The sequence below is a fragment of the Paenibacillus sp. FSL R5-0636 genome, assembly GCF_037974255.1.
GTDB classification, from domain to species: domain Bacteria; phylum Bacillota; class Bacilli; order Paenibacillales; family Paenibacillaceae; genus Paenibacillus_AQ; species Paenibacillus_AQ odorifer.
On record NZ_CP150232.1, the window covers coordinates 469408 to 491400 of the forward strand.

Annotated in this window: 20 protein-coding genes and 1 riboswitch; of the genes, 11 read left to right on the forward strand and 9 right to left on the reverse strand. The window is 45.4% G+C overall.

The features are described 5' to 3' along the window. Nucleotides 1-201 precede the first annotated feature (201 nt). Nucleotides 202-1725 (forward strand): DHA2 family efflux MFS transporter permease subunit, encoded by a 1524-nt coding sequence (locus tag MKX34_RS02080; protein WP_036682711.1) that lies wholly within the window; start codon nucleotides 202-204, stop codon nucleotides 1723-1725. A gap of 47 nt (nucleotides 1726-1772) precedes the next feature. On the opposite strand, the gene MKX34_RS02085 is transcribed toward MKX34_RS02080, so the two are convergent. Then, on the reverse strand, nucleotides 1773-2819 hold the full coding sequence (locus MKX34_RS02085) for a YncE family protein (protein WP_076297282.1): 1047 nt from the start codon (nucleotides 2817-2819) through the stop codon (nucleotides 1773-1775). A 186-nt stretch (nucleotides 2820-3005) separates the two neighbouring features. Between MKX34_RS02085 and MKX34_RS02090 the strand changes: the two genes are divergently transcribed. Both MKX34_RS02090 and MKX34_RS02095 read left to right on the forward strand, forming a co-directional pair. Continuing rightward, nucleotides 3006-3887, forward strand: coding sequence for a nucleotidyltransferase domain-containing protein (locus MKX34_RS02090; protein ID WP_076297283.1), 882 nt, complete (start codon nucleotides 3006-3008; stop codon nucleotides 3885-3887). Between the two features lie 372 nt (nucleotides 3888-4259). Further along, complete coding sequence (locus MKX34_RS02095) at nucleotides 4260-5009, forward strand: WecB/TagA/CpsF family glycosyltransferase (protein WP_076297284.1); 750 nt, start codon at nucleotides 4260-4262, stop codon at nucleotides 5007-5009. Nucleotides 5010-5722: 713 nt separating this feature from the next. Here MKX34_RS02095 and MKX34_RS02100 read toward each other — a convergent pair. From MKX34_RS02100 to MKX34_RS02130, 7 genes are all read right to left on the reverse strand, one after another. Beyond that, entirely contained in the window at nucleotides 5723-5857 is a 135-nt protein-coding gene (locus MKX34_RS02100; RefSeq protein WP_339204307.1) for a hypothetical protein, read from the reverse strand. A 230-nt stretch (nucleotides 5858-6087) separates the two neighbouring features. Then, entirely contained in the window at nucleotides 6088-6921 is an 834-nt protein-coding gene (locus MKX34_RS02105) for an ABC transporter ATP-binding protein (protein WP_076107449.1), read from the reverse strand. A 34-nt stretch (nucleotides 6922-6955) separates the two neighbouring features. Continuing rightward, nucleotides 6956-7717 (reverse strand): ABC transporter permease, encoded by a 762-nt coding sequence (locus tag MKX34_RS02110; RefSeq protein WP_036682669.1) that lies wholly within the window; start codon nucleotides 7715-7717, stop codon nucleotides 6956-6958. Continuing rightward, entirely contained in the window at nucleotides 7714-8007 is a 294-nt protein-coding gene (locus tag MKX34_RS02115; RefSeq protein ID WP_036682688.1) for an MTH1187 family thiamine-binding protein, read from the reverse strand. Before MKX34_RS02115 ends, MKX34_RS02110 begins: the two co-directional genes overlap by 4 nt. Nucleotides 8008-8382: 375 nt before the next feature. Continuing rightward, nucleotides 8383-9432: an ABC transporter substrate-binding protein gene (locus tag MKX34_RS02120; protein ID WP_076101299.1), complete on the reverse strand. Its 1050-nt coding sequence runs from the start codon at nucleotides 9430-9432 to the stop codon at nucleotides 8383-8385. Between the two features lie 161 nt (nucleotides 9433-9593). Then, nucleotides 9594-9704, reverse strand: a riboswitch (TPP riboswitch). Nucleotides 9705-9862: 158 nt separating this feature from the next. After that, a complete protein-coding gene (locus MKX34_RS02125) occupies nucleotides 9863-11326 on the reverse strand; it encodes a hypothetical protein (protein WP_076101301.1) in 1464 nt (487 codons plus the stop codon). Between the two features lie 72 nt (nucleotides 11327-11398). Next, nucleotides 11399-12619: an MFS transporter gene (locus tag MKX34_RS02130; protein WP_076297285.1), complete on the reverse strand. Its 1221-nt coding sequence runs from the start codon at nucleotides 12617-12619 to the stop codon at nucleotides 11399-11401. A gap of 160 nt (nucleotides 12620-12779) precedes the next feature. On the opposite strand from MKX34_RS02130, the gene MKX34_RS02135 reads away from it, so the two are divergent. The 7 genes from MKX34_RS02135 (at nucleotide 12780) to MKX34_RS02165 (ending at nucleotide 18314) form a co-directional block, all read left to right on the forward strand. Beyond that, entirely contained in the window at nucleotides 12780-13199 is a 420-nt protein-coding gene (locus MKX34_RS02135; RefSeq protein ID WP_036682665.1) for a pyridoxamine 5'-phosphate oxidase family protein, read from the forward strand. A 119-nt stretch (nucleotides 13200-13318) separates the two neighbouring features. Continuing rightward, on the forward strand, nucleotides 13319-13993 hold the full coding sequence (locus MKX34_RS02140; protein ID WP_076297286.1) for a response regulator transcription factor: 675 nt from the start codon (nucleotides 13319-13321) through the stop codon (nucleotides 13991-13993). Beyond that, on the forward strand, nucleotides 13990-15417 hold the full coding sequence (locus tag MKX34_RS02145) for a HAMP domain-containing sensor histidine kinase (RefSeq protein WP_076297287.1): 1428 nt from the start codon (nucleotides 13990-13992) through the stop codon (nucleotides 15415-15417). Before MKX34_RS02140 ends, MKX34_RS02145 begins: the two co-directional genes overlap by 4 nt. Before the next feature lie 70 nt (nucleotides 15418-15487). Beyond that, nucleotides 15488-16399, forward strand: coding sequence for an ABC transporter ATP-binding protein (locus MKX34_RS02150; protein WP_076297288.1), 912 nt, complete (start codon nucleotides 15488-15490; stop codon nucleotides 16397-16399). Further along, nucleotides 16396-17112, forward strand: a complete 717-nt coding sequence (locus MKX34_RS02155; RefSeq protein ID WP_076101308.1) for an ABC transporter permease — start codon at nucleotides 16396-16398, stop codon at nucleotides 17110-17112. Before MKX34_RS02150 ends, MKX34_RS02155 begins: the two co-directional genes overlap by 4 nt. 1 nt (nucleotide 17113) lies before the next feature. Then, on the forward strand, nucleotides 17114-17848 hold the full coding sequence (locus tag MKX34_RS02160) for an ABC transporter permease (RefSeq protein ID WP_036682657.1): 735 nt from the start codon (nucleotides 17114-17116) through the stop codon (nucleotides 17846-17848). Nucleotides 17849-17948: 100 nt separating this feature from the next. Next, a complete protein-coding gene (locus MKX34_RS02165; protein ID WP_036682656.1) occupies nucleotides 17949-18314 on the forward strand; it encodes a metalloregulator ArsR/SmtB family transcription factor in 366 nt (121 codons plus the stop codon). 366 nt (nucleotides 18315-18680) lie between these two features. Here the strand turns inward: MKX34_RS02165 and MKX34_RS02170 are convergent, their stop codons facing one another. Beyond that, nucleotides 18681-19442 carry a CPBP family intramembrane glutamic endopeptidase gene (locus tag MKX34_RS02170; protein ID WP_076147366.1) on the reverse strand — a complete coding sequence of 254 codons (762 nt, stop codon included), beginning with the start codon at nucleotides 19440-19442 and terminating at the stop codon, nucleotides 18681-18683. A gap of 264 nt (nucleotides 19443-19706) precedes the next feature. Between MKX34_RS02170 and MKX34_RS02175 the strand changes: the two genes are divergently transcribed. Beyond that, the gene (locus tag MKX34_RS02175; RefSeq protein WP_076297289.1) at nucleotides 19707-21956 is read left to right on the forward strand and encodes a heavy metal translocating P-type ATPase; all 2250 of its coding nucleotides are present in this window, start codon (nucleotides 19707-19709) and stop codon (nucleotides 21954-21956) included. Nucleotides 21957-21993: the final 37 nt, after the last annotated feature.

The window sequence follows — 21993 nt, forward strand, 5'->3', positions numbered from 1 at the left end:
GGTGCCCCTTTAAGCTGGACTCTTTTGTGCAAAAAAAACACTTCACGTAGAATAGACTAGCTTATATTTCCACTTAATACAATTTAGTTTTTAAATGAATTCTGACTTGCCAAGCAGTAAATATAAGAGTAATATATTCTACATTGTAACATAAGTTCAAATTTGAACCGACGGTATGATTATAGAATGGAGGATTCCAAAATGAAAACGAAAGAAAGTAAAGCGTCCTATGGGATTTTGGCAATCCTTATGATTGGTGCATTTGTTGCTTTACTAAGTAATACACTACTCAATATAGCTTTACCATCGATTATGAAGGATTTTGATGTCAGTGCCTCAACGGTACAGTGGCTATCGACGGGTTATATGCTAGTGAACGGGATCATGATTCCTTCAACGGCCTTTTTAATTCAAAAGTATACAGCGAGACGATTATTCTTAATCGCCATTGGATTATTTGCAATAGGGACCTTTATTGGAGGCTTTGCTCCAAGTTTCCCTGTATTATTGATTGCGAGAATGGTCCAAGCCTCAGGGGCCGCAATTATGATGCCATTATTAATGAATGTATTGTTTACCACATTTCCACCTGAAAAACGCGGCTCGGCCATGGGGATGTTTGGTTTGGTTATGATTTTTGCACCAGCCATTGGTCCTACACTGTCAGGATGGATTATTCAGCATTATGAATGGCCTGTGCTGTTCTTTATGATTGCACCTATCGCCGTATTGGTGTTCATTCTTGCCTTCTTCAAACTGCATGATCCTAAAAAAGATGTGGCTATTAAAATCGATATTCTATCTGTAGTTCTATCAGCGATTGGGTTCGGGGGTCTTCTATACGGCTTCAGTTCCGCTGGGAATAAAGGATGGGATGATCCAATGGTCTACTCCACCCTTATTATCGGGGTAATTGGTTTAGTGATATTCATAATGCGCCAGATGAGAATGAAGGAGCCTATGCTTAACTTCAGAGTGTACAAATATCCGATGTTCGCTTTATCCTCAGCGATTTCGATTACACTGAATATGGCGATGTTCTCAGCGATGATGTTAATGCCGATTTACCTGCAAAATATTAGAGGCATTTCACCTCTGGATTCGGGACTCCTAATGTTGCCTGGTGCGTTGATTATGGGGGTTATGTCTCCAATCACAGGTAAATTGTTCGATAAATTCGGCGGCAAAGTCTTGGCGTTAATGGGTCTGGCTATCGTAGTGATCAGTACGTATTTCTTTAGTGATCTAACTGAAACAACGAAATATTCGACACTTATGATTTTGTATTCTGTGAGAATGTTCGGGATTTCAATGGTTATGATGCCTGTGATGACCAATGGTCTGAACTCCATCCCGGCTAAATATACACCGCATGGTACAGCCATGAACAGTACAATTCAGCAAGTCTCCGGGGCGATTGGCGGGGCGCTGCTTGTAACGATTATGTCTAACAGTACCACTTCACATGTCAAAGATATGGTAGCAGAAGCTGTGAGTAAATTAACGGCTAAACCTTCTGCAGAGCAATTGCTTGGTATTCAAAACCAAGTCATCGCAAAAGCAACGATCGAAGGAATTAACGATGCGTTCTTAGTGTCAGTAGGCGTAGCCATCATTGCCTTTATCCTAGCTTTCTTCATAAAAAGAGGGATACAGCCTAAGGATACAGAAACAGTCGAAGAAAAAGTGGCTGTTAAACAAGTTTCATCCGCTAGATCGATGTAATTTGCTATGCAGAAAGACGCTCACCTGTGGTGGGCGTCTTTTTTGTCTTAATTAAAAATAGAGCTCTGAGTGAGTCTTGGTCCATCCTGAATGACCGTTATGGAGTCGTTTCCACCTACATAAATTCTATTTATGAGCGGGTTTAGCACAGTACTGCCTGATACAGAGGGGAATCTTGCGAGCCGTTTAAACGTGGTGGCGTTATAAACGGACATATGATTTTTATCGAAATTACCAACAAATAAATGATTTGTATTCGGATTAATGGTTATGTTGGAGGAAGTAGGAAGAACCTTTGTTGTAATGATTTTGTTGTTATTTCCATTGATGACGAATAGCTTTCCTTTACCTTCAACTTGTGCACTTGAAACAAAAATACGGTTCGTCAGGGGATTTATAACGACCTCGCTTTGCAGACGTCCCAGCTGTACATTACGCAACAATTTGTTGGTTCGGCCATTGATCACAGAAAGAAACCGGCTTAAGTTATTAGCGACATAAATACGATTGGTAATTTTATTAAGTGCTGGCGCTATCACGGGGTTACTTCCGACTTTTATTGTCGCAATGATAGCCTGTGTAGTTCCGTTAATGACGGTGACGCTATCATTTGCTGTATTGGTCACATAGACACGGTTTGTAAGCTCATTGATAACGATTCTGGAAGGGCGTCCACCGATTTCAATCTTTTTGCGGACCTGATTTGTTTTCCCGTCTATGACGAATAGGGTTCCGAATGCGCTAGTTACATAAATCAGATTGGTTAGAACATTCACTCCGATATTGTCTGGGAATCGGCCTACTTTGACAGTTTTGATTACCTGGTTTGTCCGCCCGTTTATGACAGAGACATTTTCGTCACGGAAGTTAGGTACATAAATCCGGTTGGTTTGGGGGTTGATTCCGAGCTGAGACGGCAGTCTTCCTACAGGGATCCGAGCGATAATGCGATTAGTTCTGCCCTCCAATACCCCGATAGTTCCAGCCTCGGTGTCTGGGTTTACAAAGTATACTCGATTCGTGACGACATTTACTTTTATATCTCCGATCGGTCCGGCAGAGCGGACTGTAGCAATCACTTTTGGCTGCGCCATGCTTTTACCCCTTTCCAAGTAAATAGATACTTCATTATATTTAGGCTTAGGCAAAAGGGTACTTCATTTATCCTTGCAAGATATATATTAGGAGTGTAGAATGGTACTCCATTATCCAAATATTAGGTTATGTGTAAGCGTTTTATTTTTTTGAAAAATTGAGATTGATTGGAGGTTGGGGTTGAGATGGTGAAATCAGTGTTGTCGGATATTTTATTAACACCTGATAAGACGCAGCTTCATAGTGAATTGTTAGAGGAAATTGGGCAGTATATCACGCAAGAAATTCTAAATCATCCGTTAATGAAAGAGGAGAGTCAGCGGGTAAGTATTCTCCTTGATGGATCGACCGCACTTGGTGTGGTGGATGAGCAGTCGGATGTGGATGTAATCATTATTTGTCAGGACGAGTATTATAGCAGCATTAATCATCGGTTCGAACAAGCGGGGCTGATCCCTGAGCAAAGTAGTTTTTTTATGGATTTACGACTCCCAAGTGGCAAGTCCGGGCATTACACGCTGCATAAAATTTCAGAAATCAAAGAGGCGTTAATGAGCGGAAGTATGGAATGGCTGTGGAATGCTTCTGTTTCTTATATCTACTATGACCGATTGGATGTAAAGTCACTTTTTGATGCCTATGTCCCCCTCCAACCTGAAGTCCTAATGAGATTTCGTAAGAATTCATACATACAGTTAAGAAGTTATGCCAAAAGCTTAGATAATCCTGTAGTGCGTGGCGATGCCTTTCCTATTTTATTTTTAGCGGTTTCTCTTTATAAAGAAGCATTACGCTGTGCCATTACTATTGAAGGTTATCCCTACCCCTACGACAAATGGCTGGTACCTGTAGCCAAACACACGACTGTCGGACGAAAGATTACGGAGTGTGCGGGCGATTTTTGGAGTTTTATTAGAGATGATGAATCCTTTGCCCCTATGTACCAGGAGGATAATAACTTTGTCAAAATGGAAAAACGTTTCCGGAAGATACTTGTAGAGGAATTCCGCATGCGGGGGATCGATGAACCTTGGTTAGTAGAGTGGTGGAAGTTTATGGAGGAGTGAGTGGAGCTATAGGGTGAGTGTAGTGGTTGAGTGGTTGGGGTGGTTGGAGAGGTGGCGGAGGGAGTGAAGTGGTTATTGTGAGGTGAAGTGGCTATGGTGGATTGTAGTGGCTGCAGTAGCGTAGTAGCTGTGGTGGCTGGAGAGGTGGCGGAGGGAGTGAAGTGGTTATTATGAGGTGAAGCTATGGTGGACTGTAGTGGCTGTAGTAGCGTAGTAGCTGTGGTGGCTAGGGTGGTGGAATGGTCGGGTGGTTGAAGTGGCTATAGTGTTTGGGTAAGTGGCTGTAGTGATTAAGTAACTTAAATGACTCCCCTTCCTCCTCTTGATTATGGTAAGGTATATTGAAGTGGAATTTTAGTGAGAGGTGATTACATGGACGGGACAGTTTCAATATTAGGAGTTCCCTTTTCAAAACTAACACTACATGAGACAACACTTCATCTAACAAAACATATTCAATCCGGAGAACCGAAACTTTTCCATTTGATCACGGCTAACCCGGAAATTACGATAACAAGTCAATCGGACGAGCTGCTACGAACCATACTTCAAGAAGCGGATTTAATCACTCCTGACGGGATTGGCATTGTGATGGCTTCAAAAAGAAAAGGCGATCCTATTGCTGAGAGGGTAACTGGATATGAGCTGCTTCTTGAGCTTTTGGAGCAAGGAAATAGCTTGGGATGGAGTTTTTATTTCTTGGGAACAGATGAGCTTACCAGCTGTAAAGCGGTCGAAAAGATCACGGAGTTATATCCGAATGTGAAGATTGCAGGAAGACATAATGGTTTTCTTACCAAGGAAGAGGAGCCTGCCATTGTAGCAGAGATTCAGCGTGCACAGCCGGATTTTCTGATCGTTGCGATGGGGGCGCCATACTCTGACAAATGGGTATATAAGCACAAACAGGAGCTTACGCAGGTAAAAGTTGTTTTTGGCGTGGGGGGCAGCTTGGATGTAATAGCGGGAAAAGTTACTCCTGCACCAGCGCTATGGAAAAAACTCAATCTGGAGTGGTTGCATCGACTTTTGTTCGCTCCAGTTGCGAAGGGACAAAAGTCGCGATGGCGCAGACAGGCAGTGCTGCCCAAATTCGTGTTCCGAGCTATGATTAAGAAATGAAGAAAAGGCCTCGTTTATGGGGGCCTTTTTTAGGTTCGGTTGGTGTGAGAGGAAGAGGGGGCAGGTGTGAGAGTAGGAAGTAAGGAGTAAGGGGAAGAGTAATAATGGTTAGTGGGAGTGAGGTGAGGAGTAGGGGGAAGAGTAATAGTGGTTAGTGGGAGTGAGGTAAGGAGTAGGGGCAAGAGTAAGTAGTGGGATTGAGGTAAGGCGTAGGGGCAAGAGTAAGTAGTGGGAGTGAGGTAAGGAGTAGGAGCAAGAGTAAGGAGTGGGATTGAGGTAAGGAGTAGGAGTAAAAGTGAGTAGTAGGATTGAGGTAGGGAGTAGGAGCAAGAGTAAGTAGTAGGATTGAGGTAAGGAGTAGGAGTAAAAGTGAGTAGTGGGATGGAGGTAGGGAGTAGGGCAAGAGTAAGTAGTAGGATTGAGGTAAGGAGTAGGAGTAAAAGTGAGTAGTGGGAGTAAGTGTAAGAGTAGCGAGTAGAATGTAAGTGCGACTATAGTTGTGACCTTTAAACAAATTAATAATAATAAACAACACCGATTCTGGTTGATGCCATAGCCTCGTATTTAATTCAAGCTAAAAGCTAAAGGGGTACAATAAGGGGATAAATTCCCTTGAGTCACTGGAATTCCGCCCGAAGAGGCAAGAGAAAGGCAAAAATGCCCTAGAATCGGTGCGATTCCGCCCGAAGTGGTAAAAGAAAGGCAAAAATGCCCTAGATCGGGTGCAATTCAGCCCGAAGCAGCAAATCAACGGTATAAATCCCGCAGAATGAGCCGAATCCGGCCCGACGAAACAAATCAACGGTATAAATCCCGTAGAATGAGCCGAGTCCGGTCCGACGAAACAAATCAACGGTATAAATCCCGTAAATGTCCCCAGCCCAACCCGGTTACTATCCATTACCAACACGGAGGCCGTTTTCGCCACACATTTAATGTGATCCCTACTATGATGAGTGAAATTTGTTAAATGAGCAGATACATCCGCACCAATTGTAAATATGTTAGGGAGTTTATCGCTGCAAAATAAAAAACTGACACCGCTATACCAGCGATATCAGTTTACAGTGCTTAGCGATTAAGCTAGCGGCTGCCTATTTTTAGCTTGTTCCTCTCGCATCCACTGTGACAACTGGCGTTTGAGCTTAAGGAACTCGGGAGAGTCCGTAATCTCATCACGGCGTGGCCGCGGAAATGGCACATCGACTGTATGCAGAATGGAGCCGGGGCGGCCGGAAAATACATAGATACGATTAGAGAGCAGCAACGCTTCTTCGATGTTGTGAGTAATGAACAGCACAGAGCGGCGATTCTCTTCCCACAGCTCAAGCAGCCAGCGCTGCATTTCACTGCGAGTTAGTGCATCGAGTGCGCTGAAAGGTTCATCCAGCAACATTAGCTCCTGCGGAGCGAGCAATGCTCTGAGAAAAGCTGCACGCTGCTGCATCCCGCCAGACAGCATATGCGGATAAGCATGTTCGAACCCGCTTAACCCAACCTTGGCAAGCCACTGGCGTGCTTCCTCGCGGGCTCCATCCCGCAGTGCGCCCTTGATCTCCCCAGCAAGCAGCACATTATCCTCAATCGTACGCCAAGGAAAAAGAGCAGGCTGCTGCGGCATATAACTAATTTCACCGCGTTGACCTGTAACGACCTTACCGTTCATGCGGATCGTGCCTGCATCGGGTTTCACAAGGCCGCCAATCATATGGAATAAGGTGCTTTTTCCGCAGCCGGAAGGACCAACGATCGAAACGAATTCTTGTTGCTCTACCTTGAGAGAGACATTATTCAGAACTTTTGTCTCACGGCGACGATGGAAAAAAGATTTGGAGATGCCGCTCACTTCAAGGGCGGGTGCCGCGGTATGAGCTTCAGGAGAGCTGATGACTTCTGTTGTTCTGTGTTGCATTTGCATCGCTTGAGACATACAGGCATCTTCCTTTCTATGAGTTACGGCGCGGCTTCCAGCGAACCAGCCATTTTTCCAGCAATGCAATAATAGCAAAGAGTACAAGACTTAAAAGTACAATAATAACAATAGCGACAAACATCCGATCCGTACGATAAGCCGATTTCTGCAGAAGCATATAATAGCCAATACCTTTATCCGCGCCAATCCATTCAGCGACCACGGCGCCCATAACCGCATAAGTAGCAGATATTTTTACACCGGAAAATAGTGCCGGGATAGAAGAGGGCAGCTCCAGCTTGGTAAAGATTTGCCACTTGCTTGCGCCAGCCATTTTCATATAATTCATCATGACCTGATCACTTTGGGCCAGGCCGCCCATCGCAGCGACAGCTACAGGGAAGAAACATACTAGTGTAATCAGCACGATTTTGGGCAAAAGACCAAAGCCGAACCAGATAATGAGCAGGGGGCCGAGCGCGATGGAGGGAACATTTTGACTCAGAATAATGAGTGGATAAAAAGCCCGTCTAGCCCAAGGCAAAAGATGCAAAAGCAAAGCGACGATCAGACCTACCCCCGTACCGATGGGAAAACCAATTAAAGTGAGCCGCAGCGTAGCCATCGTATGAGCCCAAAGACCAGAAGCGTTACTGGTGGATTCACGGGCAATATCAGCAGGACTCGGCAGAATCCAGGATTCAATATGAAATACAGATACAGATAGCTGCCATACGGTTAAAAAGAAGACGACCGCCACAAGGGGCGGCCATATTAGCTTCCAGGTCGATCTCACGGCCGATATTTCTCCGTCAATTTATCCATGCTGATTCCGTTAGGATTATGAGCGATTTTGATCTGCGAAATTACGCTTGGACTGCCTGCTTCGATCAACGCCTCTTGCATCTGACGCACAACCTCCAGCAGCTCGCTAAGCTCACCTTCCATTGTGGTTTCCAGCGGATTCACCTGATGTTTAACACCGGATTTTTGAATGACCTCAATCGCTTTATCTACGTATGGGATGGAATCCTCATTGTTCGGAGTTTTTGGAATTACTTGAATGCTTAGTAGGGTGTTAGCCACAATAATCAATCCTCTCATTTTATAAGGTAAGTTCAAAAAGCCAACTTTGATAACGAAGTAATTCAGGAAGCAAACTCGACATCGAATCTTGAACGAACTTGGGAAGTCCGGTACTCACGTAGCACATCACTACGCTCCGTTCCTCCTTCCTCAAGTAACGTCCAACCTTCTTGGTTCTGAAAGCCGACTTTTTGAGCTCTTAAATTATAAGGTGAGTTCAAAAAGCCAACTTTGATAACGAAGTAATTCAGGAAGCAAACTCGACGTCGAATCTTGAACGAACTTGGGAAGTCCGGTACTCACGTAGCACATCACTACGCTCCGTTCCTCCTTCCTCAAGTAACGTCCAACCTTCTTGGTTCTGAAGTCCGCTCTCTACTCCGCCGGTAAAAAATCATTACTGAATGCACTAGCAGCATCCAGCGGTTTATCCAGCAACTTCAGATCATACATCCAGTCGCCGTAATTTTGCCAGACCTCGGTTTTTTGCTCGCCCCAGCGGGCAGCATCGTCCTTGTATTTTGGGCTAAGCCATTTTTGGCTAGCTAGGACAAGGTCGGCGTCCAGGTCAGGAACGGCCTTCGATAACATACCGGCAGCCTCTTCCGGATGATCAATGGCATATTGATAACCTTTTGATGTGGCTTTCATGAAGGCCTTCACCAGCTCAGGATGATCTGCAATTTGCTTCTCACTCGTCGTCAGCACAGGCGTGTAATAATCGAGCTGTGGCGCATAATCCTTTAAGTACAGCATATCCAATGGCTGGCCACGCAACTCAGCCTCAACGCCAGTCCAAGCGTAGAAAATCCAGGCGAAATCAATGTCACGTTTGACGGCGGTAAAATAATCAGCTTCACCGATACTGATCAGCTTCACCTTTTTCACATCGCCACCTTCAGGATCCATGATGGCCTTCATGGCTGCTTCTTCGGCCGGTGAGCCCCAGCCTCCGTAGGTTTTACCTTCGAAATCCTTTGGTGATTTAATATTGCGATCTACTGGAGCGGCGAATCCCGACGTATTATGCTGAATAATAGCTGCTATCGAGACAAGGGGCACGCCTTGTAGACGGGCTAGCGTTAATCCTTCTTGGGCGCTGATGCCAAAAGCGGCTTCGCCAGAGGTAACCATAGTATCAGAACCCGCTGCGCCTGGCTGAACGATCTCGACGTCCAGGCCTTCTTCAGCGTAGTAACCAAGATCCTTAGCTACGTATAGACCGGTATGATTTGTGTTCGGTGTCCAGTCGAGTGCGACTTTAACTTTGGTGAGCTCTTTTGGAGCATCCGTCCCAGCCGCTGCAGTTGGATCAGTAGCATTTGCTTTGTTTCCGGCTGTATTCCCATTGTTGCTGCCGCATCCGGCAATGGCAAGAATGAGTACACAGGTGAGGCACAACGTAAGTGCTTTTTTGAGGTGCATGTCTTCTTCTCTCCTTTAAGGTTACAAGAATCCCGTCTTCACAACATGAACCGTAAAGTGTAGTATGTACGTTTTTCTACATCTTTTAGTGATCTTACAAAAAAAGCGCCCCGAGTGATCGGGACGCTGGCTTGGCGCAAGGTTAGTCAAGGTCACAGGGACCAGAACCAATTGGCGATTCCTACGCTGGCATTATCCAGATCAGGTATAAGGGTCAGTATCTTGTGGGATACAATCTCAGCCGGCCAATTCCAGCACCCCTGGTTCTATGAAGTTAACGGGTATTTCTATGTGCAATATAAGTAAGTATAAGTTTTGTACCCATACTTTATATCTTATATTTCTCGCATACGGTGTATTATAGACGGCTGTACTCGGAATGTCTAGTAGTGCACTCCTGAATTTTTCCAATCCAGTAGTTTCTTTTTTGCTAGTCTAGATCTTTATATTTCTTGCGGTGACGCCGTTTAAGCTCACTAACCAGCGCCCCTAGCGTGAGGACAACGCTGATCAGAATCCCGCTCATGATCACGAAGAGGGCAAGAAATTCAAAGGGGGAATATCCAATCATTTTACTCCATTGAATCTTTCCATCCAGATCGTCAATGACCTGATTCATGCCGTAAATCCCGCTTACTACCGTAAATACAGTGAGAATCATCAGCAGATTATCCCGTCGCTTGGACTGAAACTTATCCTGATACTGAAACAGGTCATTTAAGGTTTCTTTCACTTCCTCGAACAAAGCGTCGTTTCCGTATACTTTGCGCAGCTGAAGAAATATCTCCCGGCCCTGCGACTGCGAAATCAACTCCAAGAAGTAGAACTTCGCCGAGAACTTATTAATGGAGTAAATTAGATTGTCTATCTCCTCATAATCATGATTAATCCGAAGTCGGGAGTGCATATTGGCGAGCTTCAGCAGAACGATTTTGTGGAAAATATTGAGTAAAAATCCGTAATAATATTGCCCGTACATCTGGTTGGCTAGACTAACAGCAATCTCCTGTTCAGCCCGGGTCATGCAGCAAAAGGTCTGCTCATTCATCATATAATACGTGTCTGGGCCCCAGCGATTATAGGAATGCTCATGACAATAGTTTGCAATATACGCTGGATCGCTTGCACTGGCATAGGGCTTTCCGTTCAGATCAATTCCATCAAGCTGTGAGGCGCGATAGCGTAGATTTACACTAATCTCATCAGAACTTTCTTCATTCTGAAAGCCGTAAAAAGCTTGCACCTGCATTCTTTCATCTACGAAAAAAGGAAGGGTCTCAAAATAAGCCCCATTGATATCCGATTGATCCAGATATGGCTCCAGTCCATCCACCAAATTTCGGAAGACAAAATCCTCTACCATCTCATAGGTCTGTTCCCCGCAATGAATATAAGTGTAGTCATCCTGTATGAAGGTTTTCTCTAGCGCACGGAAACGATCCGCGAATTCTAGTGCAATACTAAAGGGAATCGAATCCCCCTCCAGCTGGACACGTATCGTCACGAATCCAAGCTGAAAGGGACATATGAATATATCCGTCGAGAGAATTTTGAAAAATATAGATTGCTGCGGAATCTCCAGAATGCAGTCGAGATTATTTACTCTGGAAAAACGGCGAAACGAGTCGGCATCCTTCCTGCGCGGAAAAAGGACGTGTGCGGCAAACGGTAAATAGGTGCGCTCCATTCGTTCATGGGAAACACAGTAACCTTCTCCATAATAGGCAGCTTCCAGTTCTTTGTTATCCAGAAAAAAACGTGTGAATCCGTCGTCCTGTAATTGCTGGATAAGCTGCTTAGAATCGCCCTTTTTTATAGAGAAGGGAAATATAAACTGCATAAGCGCAGTATGTAACAAAGGCTCAGTTGAAGACTCATTTAAAGACTCATTCATTCATTGTCCATCCTTGTGCTCAGAATATGCTTATAGATCACATTACCCTAAAAGGATAACGTTGATACTATTCTAAATACGGGAACTCTTTCCTTCCACCGCTTGCCTGGCTTGGAATCTCCATGCGGCAATGCTTAGCAGGAACAAGAAGGCAGCAAAAGTGGCAAGTAATCCGGCTGTTTGTGCCACTTCTAAATGGTCCATAGACCAGCCCGTAAACAGAGGTAGCAAAGCACCACCAACGCCTCCGGAAGCAATCATAATGCTGGGTGTTGACTCTTCGGTGCCAGGCAGCATTTTGCTGGAGAAAACCAATGCAATGGAGAAAATACCGGACATAAACAGCCCCAGCAGCAGAATTACAATGAAAGCAGTCATTCGATTGTCAGTGAACGGAAAGAGTGTCAGCAGTAACAAGGTTAGTAAACAGCTGCTGAGAATGTACACGCGATAAGATATTTTTTCGGCAATTACACCCGCAAACAATCTTCCTGTAGACATCGCTAGCCAAAAGAAAGTGACTGTCAGTGCTGCCGTAGACTCTGTCATCCCTAGCTTGGCAATAAAGATAGCCGGCATAAAGTTGACTAAACTCATCTCTGTGCCTACATAAAGAAAAAAGAAAACGATGAAGATCCCTAACAGAATCCATTGCTTACCTTTATACGGAAATTTTTTGTTAGAACGTGAGCTTGAGGAATGCGAATTGTCTGCTCCTTGGACAGAGGCACGTTCATCCAGCATGCGTTGTAGATTACCGAAGTGTCCTCTTGCCCAGAGGATAAGAGAAATCAAAGAGAAGGCAGCGACGATTAGAAAGGCCAATCTCCACGCTCCGGCAGCAATGAGCGGACTGGCGATAAGCGGCATCACGAGTGCGCCTATCCCGAATAGAACTTCGAGCCGGCTCATCGCAATAGCCGTTCCTTCGGTTACAGCACCAATAATGATGGTGCCGATAACCGCTTCGATCATCCCGAAACCAAAACCTGCGGCAACAGCGATAAAATACATCCAGCCCCAAGGCGGTAGAAAGGCATAGGCAACTTCTGCAACTATTAGAAGACTGGTGGCAATGAGGATGCCTCCACGTTTACCGAAGCGGCGATTAAGTAGGGGAGAGACCAACACGCCTGCTAAAAAACCAGCGAATTGACTAAAGATTAATTCACCGCCAGCACTGTAATTTTGATCATAATGTTGCAGTAGAACGGGCAGAATAGATCCCAGCACAACATGTGCCAGACCGATAACGAAGTAGGAGAGACAGCCGATCCAAATCAGTTTTTTCACGAAGTAAGCTCCTTATCTTGATGTAGTTTATGGAGTAAGGTCGGATTCAATGTGAACCTGAAGGGTACATTATAATAAGCACCATTGTTATGATAAATCCAAACGGTGAGCTTGGATATATAAACTTTTGTTTACATGCTTGAAGGGAGAGATTTACGTAATGGATAACAAACAACTGGAACAACTCATTATTAAAGCATTGGATGACAACAAGTTCGGTTCCTTTGGTACGATCGAAGAAGGAAATAAGCCGAAAGTACGTTATATGGCCATTTTCCATGAGGGTTTGAAGATTTATTTGGCTACAAATCGCAAAACTCATAAAGTGGAGGAGTTATCCGATAATCCGAATGCTTTTGTACTGCTTGGCTATGAGGCCGGCGGAAGCAAAGATGTGCTGGAGATTGAAGCGACCGCTACCGTCTCTAAGGATGAAGGCTTGCGCTCCAAGGTATGGAATAAAGAGCTGGAGCCATGGTTTACTGGACCTGATGATCCTAATTATGTGATTTTGGAGCTTACTCCAACACGTATTGAGTATGTAGGTAGCAATAAAGAGCATGGAGTATGGCAGCCATAAGCTATAGCCTTGAATTGATCAAACAGCCCTCCTATCCCCTATGGGGTAGGAGGGCTGTTTGATGTGTTATAATGACTTCAACTTTTTAGGTATTCATATCGGGGAGGAGCTAAAGCTACATGAGCGTTACTCTGTTATATATTGAAGATGATCGTGAGATTGGCAACGTAGTGTCTGCTGATTTAAGCGAAAGAGGATATAGTGTCCGCTGGCTACGAAGCGGCGAAGGTGCGATGGAAGAAGCCGGCGCCTGCCAACTGGCTATTCTCGATGTTATGCTTCCTGGTCTGGATGGGTTTACGATCGGGCAACGATTGAAACGTTCCTACCCTAAGCTGCCCATTTTAATGCTCTCCGCCCGAACCTCGATTGATGATAAGCTGCAAGGTTTGGAATTCGCAGATGATTACTTGACCAAGCCTTTTCATCCGGATGAATTGGCCGCTCGAATCGAGGTGCTGCTCAGACGGAATGGGGCATCTGTACAGGATTCGCTCACACTTAAACATCTGGTCGTATATGAAGGGGATAACCGCGTGATAAATGCTCAGACTCAGGAAGAAATCATGCTTACAGGCAAGCAATTTCAGATTTTTTCCTATTTGCTGCGTCATCTTAACCAGATTATGACGAAGGAGCAGATCTACGAGGCCGTGTGGGGTGAGGCTTATATCGAAGGGGATAAAACTCTGATGGTACATATTCGTTATTTGCGCGAAAAGCTGGAGCTTGATCCGGGTAATCCGGAAATTATCGAAACTGTCCGTGGGATCGGATACCGGGTAAGAGCATGAGAGGATTGGATCGCATTCGCAAGAAACGTAACTCCTCTTTGTTATCAGGGTATTTGCTAATTATCGTATCTGCACTGCTATTTATCCCTGTGGTCCTTCCGTTGTCTTTTGTTGGCTACAATATTCTTAACGAAGTGACCCAAGGTGCCCCGCCTGTAGATACATCCCTGTATTCGAATATTGCACCGCTGGAAACTATGTGGCATAAAGAGGCACTTCACTTAGGAAATGCTTCTTCGGAAGCCATAAATCAGCGGCTGCATGAATTGAGTCAAAAATACACTGAAGCTACTATGTTTTGGGTAGACGGGCAGGGAAAAACCCAGTTGATTCTCACGCCTGATGAAGGGGATAAGGATAAGATTTACCATGAAGTTCCTGATCAGTGGACTGCGGCTGAGGCTATTTCATTTATGAAAGAAAGTACGAATCGTGATCCTTTAGCCATCGTTGCTTTCGTGGGGGACAAAGTGGAGGCAGGCAAGGGATTTATAGTGATGCAAATTCCAAGTGAGCTGCTGAACAAAGGGGCTTATGGGGGATTAGGGGCTTGGGCTTGGTATAACTTTGTGTTATTTACCCTTTTTGGAGGATTCGCTCTGGTTTCGTGGATGTTCTTTAGAAAAATTCGCAAACGGCTATTGCAACTGCAAACCGCGATGACGATTACAGGCCCGGATAGAATGCCTAAGTCTATAGTGACAGGCAAACTGGACGAGATAGGTCGCCTGGAGGAAGCTTTTAATACGATGGTAACCAAACTGGATGAAAGCCGACGCAGGGAAATAGAAGAGGAAGAGTTGCGTAAGCGTCTAGTCTCGAATTTATCTCACGATTTACGCACACCCCTAACCGTCATTCGCAGCCATATCCATGTTATGACCAAAGAGGATCTGACCTCAAAAGGTAAGCAGTCCTTACAGCTTATGGATGAGCGTATTGCGGATCTTAGCGTCCTGATCGAGAATCTTTTATCTTACAATCTGCTCAATAGTGGACGGGTAACCTTAAAGCTGGAACGTAAAGATGTTTTACGCTTGTTGCGGGAAAGTGCGGCTGCTTGGTACCCCGTATGGGAAAAAGAGGGCTTCGACATTGATATTAACCTGGAAGCCGAACCGCTATTCTGGAGGGTGGATGAGGTCTGGTTCCGCCGTATTCTCGATAATTTGTATCAAAACATTGTACGACATGCCAGCAGCGGGCATTATGTCGGGATCTCAACGGAGCAACGTAATGAACAACGTGCCATAATTATTGCGGATCATGGTCGAGGCATTCAGAGTCCATCCGACTACAAGGGGGCAGGTTTGGGATTGTCTATCGTCGATCTTTTGATGAAGCATATGGAGCTGGAATGGGTTATGGAGAGCACAGGCGAAGGCACTTCTATTGTAATCTTTGATCCGCGTCGTGAAATTTAAACAAAACTTAAACTTGGCACTTCCTTGTTCTTAACCTTGGGACGTTATGCTGTATACCGAGGTGAAGAACATGGAAGAAACAGTGATTAAAACTAAGGATTTATTGAAAAAATATCGTGGCCGGGCTGCGGTAGAAAATTTGAATTTAAATATCCGCAAGGGTGAGATTTATGGTTTTCTGGGTCCCAACGGAGCTGGGAAAACTACAACAATCCGTATGCTGCTTGGCCTAATTACACCGACATCTGGAAAAATTGAAGTGTTCGGCCAGGATCTTCGGAAGAATAAGCTGCAAATTTTACGGAAGGTAGGGTCGCTTGTCGAATCCCCCTCGTATTATGGGCATCTGAGCGCTGTGGACAATCTCGAAGTGATCCGCCGCATTCTGGATGTTCCGAAGTCACGAATCGCTGAGGTGCTAGATATTGTTTCTCTAACCGGGGAAGAGAGACGTCCGGTCAAAGGGTTCTCCCTCGGGATGAAGCAGAGACTTGGTATCGCAGCTGCCTTGTTAGGGAATCCAGAGCTGCTTATTCTGGACGAGCCAACGAACGGACTCGACCCGTCAGGGATTCAGGAAATTCGTGGGCTTATCAAACGTTTGCCACAGGAGCAAGGAATTACGGTTGTAGTATCCAGTCACTTGCTTAGTGAAATTGAACAAATGGCAGATACTGTGGGTATTATTCGCCAAGGGCAAATGGTGTACCAAGATACAATAGCTAATCTGCAACAACAGGCTGCTGGCGAGATACGCCTTGCGGTTTCGGAACCAGAGTCTGCGTTACGTCTCGCTGGAGGTCGGGGGTATGAAGGGACACTACAAGAGCAAAGACTGATTTTTTCAAGAATGAACGATGCAAGAGTAGCACTGCTTGTCAAGGCTTTGGTAGAGAATGGGCACGCTGTCTATCGTGTAGAGGAGCGGAGACAATCGCTTGAGGACTTCTTCCTACAGGTTGTGGGAGGCGGGGAATCATGATGTGGCGGGCGTTGTCAGCGGATTGGCTTAAAATCCGCGGCAAAGGAATTTGGTTTCTAGTGTTTCTAGGACCGATTGGTCTAGTAGCCATGCAGGGCCTTAACTTTGGCCTTCGTTATGATTATCTGCGTCAGCAGTATAGCGCGGATTTATGGGGAGGACTACTGGATAATGTGTCCGGGTTTGTGCCCACAGCTCTTTTTCTGGGAGGCACTTTAGTATGCTCGCTGATTGCAAATGTCGAACATCAGATGAGCTCGTGGAAGCAGCTCTTGGCACTGCCTATCTCCCGTACTTCAGTGTTTATGGCTAAGCTAACGCTCTGTCTGCTGCTTGTGGCAGTTTCCTGTTTGTTGCTCTCAGTGGGGATAGTTGTTTTAGGGCTTATTTTGGGCTTCAAAGCTGATCTTATTCCTTATGTGGATGTACTCAGAATTGGCTTTATGTCCTATATTGCGGCTCTGCCGGTCATCGCGCTACAGCTGTGGCTTTCCCTGGCTAATCGTAATCAGACACTGCCGGTTGCCCTGGGGATCACATTATCTTTGACGTCATTTTTCTCCATGTTCCTTTCGGAGTGGGTGCCTTTAACATGGCCATATTTGGCGTGGGACTCCTCTAATCGCCTCTTGTTCAGCGGTGCGGGTCTGCTGCTGGGAATGCTGGTGTTTTTGCCGGGTGCAGTGCATTTCGCTCGAAAGGATGTGGATTAAGATGAAGTCATTTTGGAGAGTATTATCCTCAGAGCGATTAAAAATGTCTAAATCATATGTTTGGCTTTTAGTCATAGGAAGTCCGGTTTTATCACTGGTTCCCGGATTGTTATCGGATAATCAAGGCGAGAAGATGACTTGGGAGCTGCTGTTAAGTGTGATGTCAATGATGCATGCTTTGCTGTTTCTGCCTGTGCTTTCAGGCATTTTTGCGGCCCTGATCTGTCGTTATGAGCATCATGACGGTGGCTGGAAGCTATTGTTGTCTCTGCCTGTAACCCGGTTGTCGGTGTATCTCTCAAAATATGTGATGATCATCGGATTGCTGGCTGCTGTGCAAATAACGTTCCTCGTTATGGTGCTGGGAATGGGCTTGTTCCGTGGGGCTCCAGATCCAATCCCTTGGGCGCTGCTGCTAAAATCAGTATTTGGCGGCTTTGTAGCCTGCCTACCACTCGCCGCATTGCAGCTGGCGATCTCGCAAAGCTGGAGCAGCTTCGGCGCACCGCTGGCGCTGAATGTGAGTCTGACTATTCCCAATATACTGATCGCTAATTCTTCAACCTACGGCCCCTATTATCCTTGGGTACAGCCGATGTTAGCCATGAGTCCTTATGGTGATGACGGATTTGGTGCCTTTAATCTGCCTTTAGAGACACTGATGATGATAGTGGGAGGGAGCTTGATTGTCTTTTTTGCCGCAGGACTAATCTCCTTTTATCGTAAAGCAGTCTGATTCACAATCAGATGCTATAAACTCCTCCTCAATGGACATCCCGTGCTGTTTTTCTTATAATTAAAGAATATAATTAGCTAAGATGGAGGAGGGCGAGAGCATGGAGCCAACGGCATTAGAGGACTGCGACAATACATGCAAGGGTTCAGAGCTTGAACCGGAATCCATTGCATTGATCCTGCCAGACCGTGGGATTACTGATAAAATGGCAGAAATGTTCAAAGCGTTGGGTGATCCAACACGAGTGCGGCTCATTTACGCTTTGTCACAGCAAGAATTATGTGTACATGACTTGTCCGTGATCCTTGATATGGGCCAATCTGCGATATCCCATCAGCTCCGTTATTTACGGAATCTACGGATCGTGAAGCGCCGTAAAGAGGGGAAAACGGTATTCTATTCGCTGAACGATGCGCATGTGGAGCAGATCTTTTTGCAGACCCACGAGCATGTCCGACACGAATAGCTAGTTGCAAAAAAAGAGGGACTCCCAGCAGCCATTGGATGGCTTTTGGGAGTCCCTCTTTTTATTATGCGGACGAGTCCTAACCATCCACTACGGCTTACGGACCCAGCTGACGTTATTTGCACAATTATCGCTTTTTGAGCTGAGTTGCGGACCTCAGTGCAGTTATTCTTTAGAAAGAGGTCTGATTTTGCTCTTTTTCATGTCAATAGCGCCTATGGGGTCCGATAATATGCTAAATCGGGGATAATACTGCTTTTAGGGTCAACTGGGTCCGTTAGCTGTGTGGGTTGCGACAAATATTGCTCTAATGAAACCAAGTTGAATCAACTGAAGCTTTCTATTTTGAAGTAAGGATTTAGCTTATTAACTGGCTTGATTTAGGTTCTTCGTTAGGTTTGGTTTTCTAAAGGACAACACTAGCCAGACACATTGCACTGCGAGCACTAGCAGGATAAATAGATCGATTCCCATGTATTCACTCGTATTATCATTGCCCACAAACTGAATTAAATTATGTATAAAATGAAAGGATATCAGCGGAAGAATATTATTATTTTTTAGCATCAGCAAGGCTAGCGCAAAACCGATCAGAAGCGCATATACGAGTTGTAGAAGAGTTTGTGTGATATCTGTGCCGGATAATGCATTAAGTAAGTGGGTAATAGAGAAGAGAATGCTTGAAGTGATCACTGCTGTTTTAGCCCCTTTAGGAAGCAAGGTCTTAAAAATCAAACCGCGATAGATGCTTTCCTCCACAAAAGCGACCAGCAGGGTGAAGAAAATAAAGAACAGTACCTCGGATGCGCTGATCTCACGAAAACCCTTAAAGGATATGGTAATCAGGACCACTACTAGTGGGGCATAATAGATCCAGTTGCCCGAGGATATGGTGTTTAGAGGTCGGAAGCCGAGCGTGCTCCATTTGCGCTTAACTGTAAAGTAGATGATGAGTACAAGCGCGATTGGGATGAAGGAGATAAGTACAGGGGCGTTGTACGCAAGTTCCTTAATGGTTGCGTAAGCCCCGGCGGCAGTTACGGCTACAAGTAATAACACCTCGATAATAACTACGCTCCAAATGGGGTGTTTCTGTGAAAAAGAAGACGTTTTGGCTAGCTTTGACATGTTCTAAATTCATCCCTTCTGTGTAAATCATTTGCCCATCGAGCTTCATTGATAATGGGGTCATTCGTATGTAAGAAACTTACTTTCGGTCATACATGATTTTACATATTTTCACGTAAAGGTCAATTGATTTAATTTTTAAGATAATGTAGAAAAATGGTGTATATCGCGTATTGACCTTGAAATATAAAGGGAATATAATAGGGCTAAGATAACATATGAACAAGTGCTCATATATGGTTTTTATTTGAGGAGATGTGCCGTATGGATACAATGCAAGGAAAATTAAAACGTCAGTGGGAATTAGAAGGCTTGGATTGCGCCAATTGCGCGATGAAAATTGAAGATAAGGTGAAGAAGATTGAAGGTGTATCGTCTTGTTCCGTTAATTTTGTAACAAAAACAATGACGTTGGAAACCGCCGCAGGGTATGAGGAATCAGCGATTGTAGAAGCGAAGAAAACGGTGAAGGCACTCGAGCCCCACGTAAATGTGAAAGAGAAGGTTGGGGGAAATCACAAGGCGCGCAATAGCGGTGCTCATGAACATACGCATGCTCACGAGCATGGACACGAGCATGTTCACGATCATCAAGCTGCTGGACATCATCATGGTCATGAGGATGCTGAAGGTCATGGTCATACACATGAGCATGGGGAAGGCGACACACGCAAAATATTGCTGCGGTTAGGCGCTGGTGGAATTCTTGCTCTAGCTGGGATATTCCTGCCCGTGGATGGAGTAGTTGAACTGCTAATCTTTTTGGCAGCCTATCTCATTGTGGGTGGTGAAGTTGTCTGGCAGGCGGTTAAGAACATCATCCGTGGCCAGGTGTTCGATGAGAATTTTCTGATGGCTCTGGCAACTATCGGTGCATTTGCGATTGGGGAGTATCCAGAGGGCGTGGCAGTAATGCTGTTTTACCAGATTGGAGAACTGTTCCAAGGTCTGGCTGTGAATCGTTCACGCCGATCTATTACGGCACTTATGGATATTCGCCCCGAGTTTGCCTATCTCAAGCTTGGAAATGATCTGAAGAAGGTCTCACCTGAGGAAGTAGCCATCGGAGATTTGATTGTTGTTAAACCCGGTGAGAAGGTACCCCTTGACGGAACAATACTTGAAGGTAACGCCATGATGGACACATCGGCACTTACTGGAGAGTCAGTACCACGATCAGCTGGTCCAGGAAGTGCGGTGTTAAGTGGTTTTATTAACCGGAACGGCGTAATTACTGTGCAAGTTACGCAGACCTTTGGAGAGTCGGCCGTATCCAAAATACTGGAGCTAGTGCAGAATGCATCAAGCAACAAAGCTAAAACCGAGAACTTTATTACTAAATTTGCACGTGCCTACACACCTGTAGTAGTGATCACAGCAGTCCTGCTGGCCGTCGTTCCTCCACTGCTGATCAGTGGTGCGACATTTTCGGATTGGATTTACCGTGCACTTGTATTCCTCGTAATCTCTTGTCCTTGTGCGCTTGTGGTCTCGATTCCACTGGGATTCTTCGGAGGGATTGGTGCTGCTTCACGCAGCGGTATTCTGATTAAGGGAAGCAACTACCTGGAAGCCCTAAATGATGTGAAGGTAGTTGTCTTTGATAAAACCGGAACATTGACCAAGGGACAGTTTAAGGTGACGGGGATTTATCCGTCGGGTGGCAAATCTAAGGATGAATTACTGCGGACAGCCGCTTATGCGGAGAGCCATTCCAATCACCCGATCGCTGAGTCGATTCGGACGGCTTATGGTGAACAGATTTCTAAGGAAGCTATCACGAATTACAATGAAATCTCTGGTCATGGTATCGAAGTAACTATCGAAGGCAAGACCGTATTTGCAGGCAACGCACGTCTGATGGAGCGGGAGGGGATTGCTTATGAGGTCCCAGAGCAGAGCGGTACAGTTGTTCACATTGCGGTAGATCATCAATATGAAGGTTATCTGGTGATCGCCGATGAAGTGAAGGAGGACTCACTGCAGGCCATTCAGCGCCTCAAAAAGCTTGGTATACGCAAGACGGTGATGCTGACAGGTGATGCTTCCGCCGTAGCTGAAGATGTAGGGAAGCAGTTAGGGGTAGATGAGGTACACGCAGAGCTTTTACCACAGCATAAGGTAGAGGCCATCGAGAAGCTGGATCGTGAAAAGTCTCCACGCGAGAAGATTATTTTTGTCGGAGACGGAATTAATGATACTCCTGTACTGGCTAGAGCCGATGTCGGGATCGCTATGGGGGGACTCGGTTCCGACGCTGCCATTGAAGCAGCGGATATTGTAATTATGACCGATGAACCTTCGAAGATTGCTGTAGCTATCGGAATTGCCAAGCGTACACGGACCATCGTATGGCAAAATATTATTTTTGCTTTAGGTGTAAAAGCTATATTCCTTCTGCTCGGTGCATTCGGGATTGCCACGATGTGGGAGGCTGTATTCTCAGATGTAGGGGTAACCGTACTAGCCGTACTGAACAGTATTCGAGCTTTAAAAGTGCAAGACGAGGGTTAAGTATCTTTGGTGTTTAAATAAATGATTTCAACAAAAG

Excerpts from the sequence above, each read along its gene's own strand:
- MKX34_RS02080 (WP_036682711.1), top strand. The coding sequence starts at position 202 with ATGAAAACGAAAGAAAGTAAAGCGTCCTATGGGATTTTGGCAATCCTT.
- MKX34_RS02085 (WP_076297282.1), bottom strand. The coding sequence starts at position 2,819 with ATGGCGCAGCCAAAAGTGATTGCTACAGTCCGCTCTGCCGGACCGATC.
- MKX34_RS02090 (WP_076297283.1), top strand. The coding sequence starts at position 3,006 with ATGGTGAAATCAGTGTTGTCGGATATTTTATTAACACCTGATAAGACG.
- MKX34_RS02095 (WP_076297284.1), top strand. The coding sequence starts at position 4,260 with ATGGACGGGACAGTTTCAATATTAGGAGTTCCCTTTTCAAAACTAACA.
- MKX34_RS02105 (WP_076107449.1), bottom strand. The coding sequence starts at position 6,921 with ATGCAACACAGAACAACAGAAGTCATCAGCTCTCCTGAAGCTCATACC.
- MKX34_RS02120 (WP_076101299.1), bottom strand. The coding sequence starts at position 9,432 with ATGCACCTCAAAAAAGCACTTACGTTGTGCCTCACCTGTGTACTCATT.
- MKX34_RS02125 (WP_076101301.1), bottom strand. The coding sequence starts at position 11,326 with ATGAATGAGTCTTTAAATGAGTCTTCAACTGAGCCTTTGTTACATACT.
- MKX34_RS02135 (WP_036682665.1), top strand. The coding sequence starts at position 12,780 with ATGGATAACAAACAACTGGAACAACTCATTATTAAAGCATTGGATGAC.
- MKX34_RS02140 (WP_076297286.1), top strand. The coding sequence starts at position 13,319 with ATGAGCGTTACTCTGTTATATATTGAAGATGATCGTGAGATTGGCAAC.
- MKX34_RS02145 (WP_076297287.1), top strand. The coding sequence starts at position 13,990 with ATGAGAGGATTGGATCGCATTCGCAAGAAACGTAACTCCTCTTTGTTA.
- MKX34_RS02150 (WP_076297288.1), top strand. The coding sequence starts at position 15,488 with ATGGAAGAAACAGTGATTAAAACTAAGGATTTATTGAAAAAATATCGT.
- MKX34_RS02155 (WP_076101308.1), top strand. The coding sequence starts at position 16,396 with ATGATGTGGCGGGCGTTGTCAGCGGATTGGCTTAAAATCCGCGGCAAA.
- MKX34_RS02160 (WP_036682657.1), top strand. The coding sequence starts at position 17,114 with ATGAAGTCATTTTGGAGAGTATTATCCTCAGAGCGATTAAAAATGTCT.
- MKX34_RS02165 (WP_036682656.1), top strand. The coding sequence starts at position 17,949 with ATGGAGCCAACGGCATTAGAGGACTGCGACAATACATGCAAGGGTTCA.
- MKX34_RS02170 (WP_076147366.1), bottom strand. The coding sequence starts at position 19,442 with ATGTCAAAGCTAGCCAAAACGTCTTCTTTTTCACAGAAACACCCCATT.
- MKX34_RS02175 (WP_076297289.1), top strand. The coding sequence starts at position 19,707 with ATGGATACAATGCAAGGAAAATTAAAACGTCAGTGGGAATTAGAAGGC.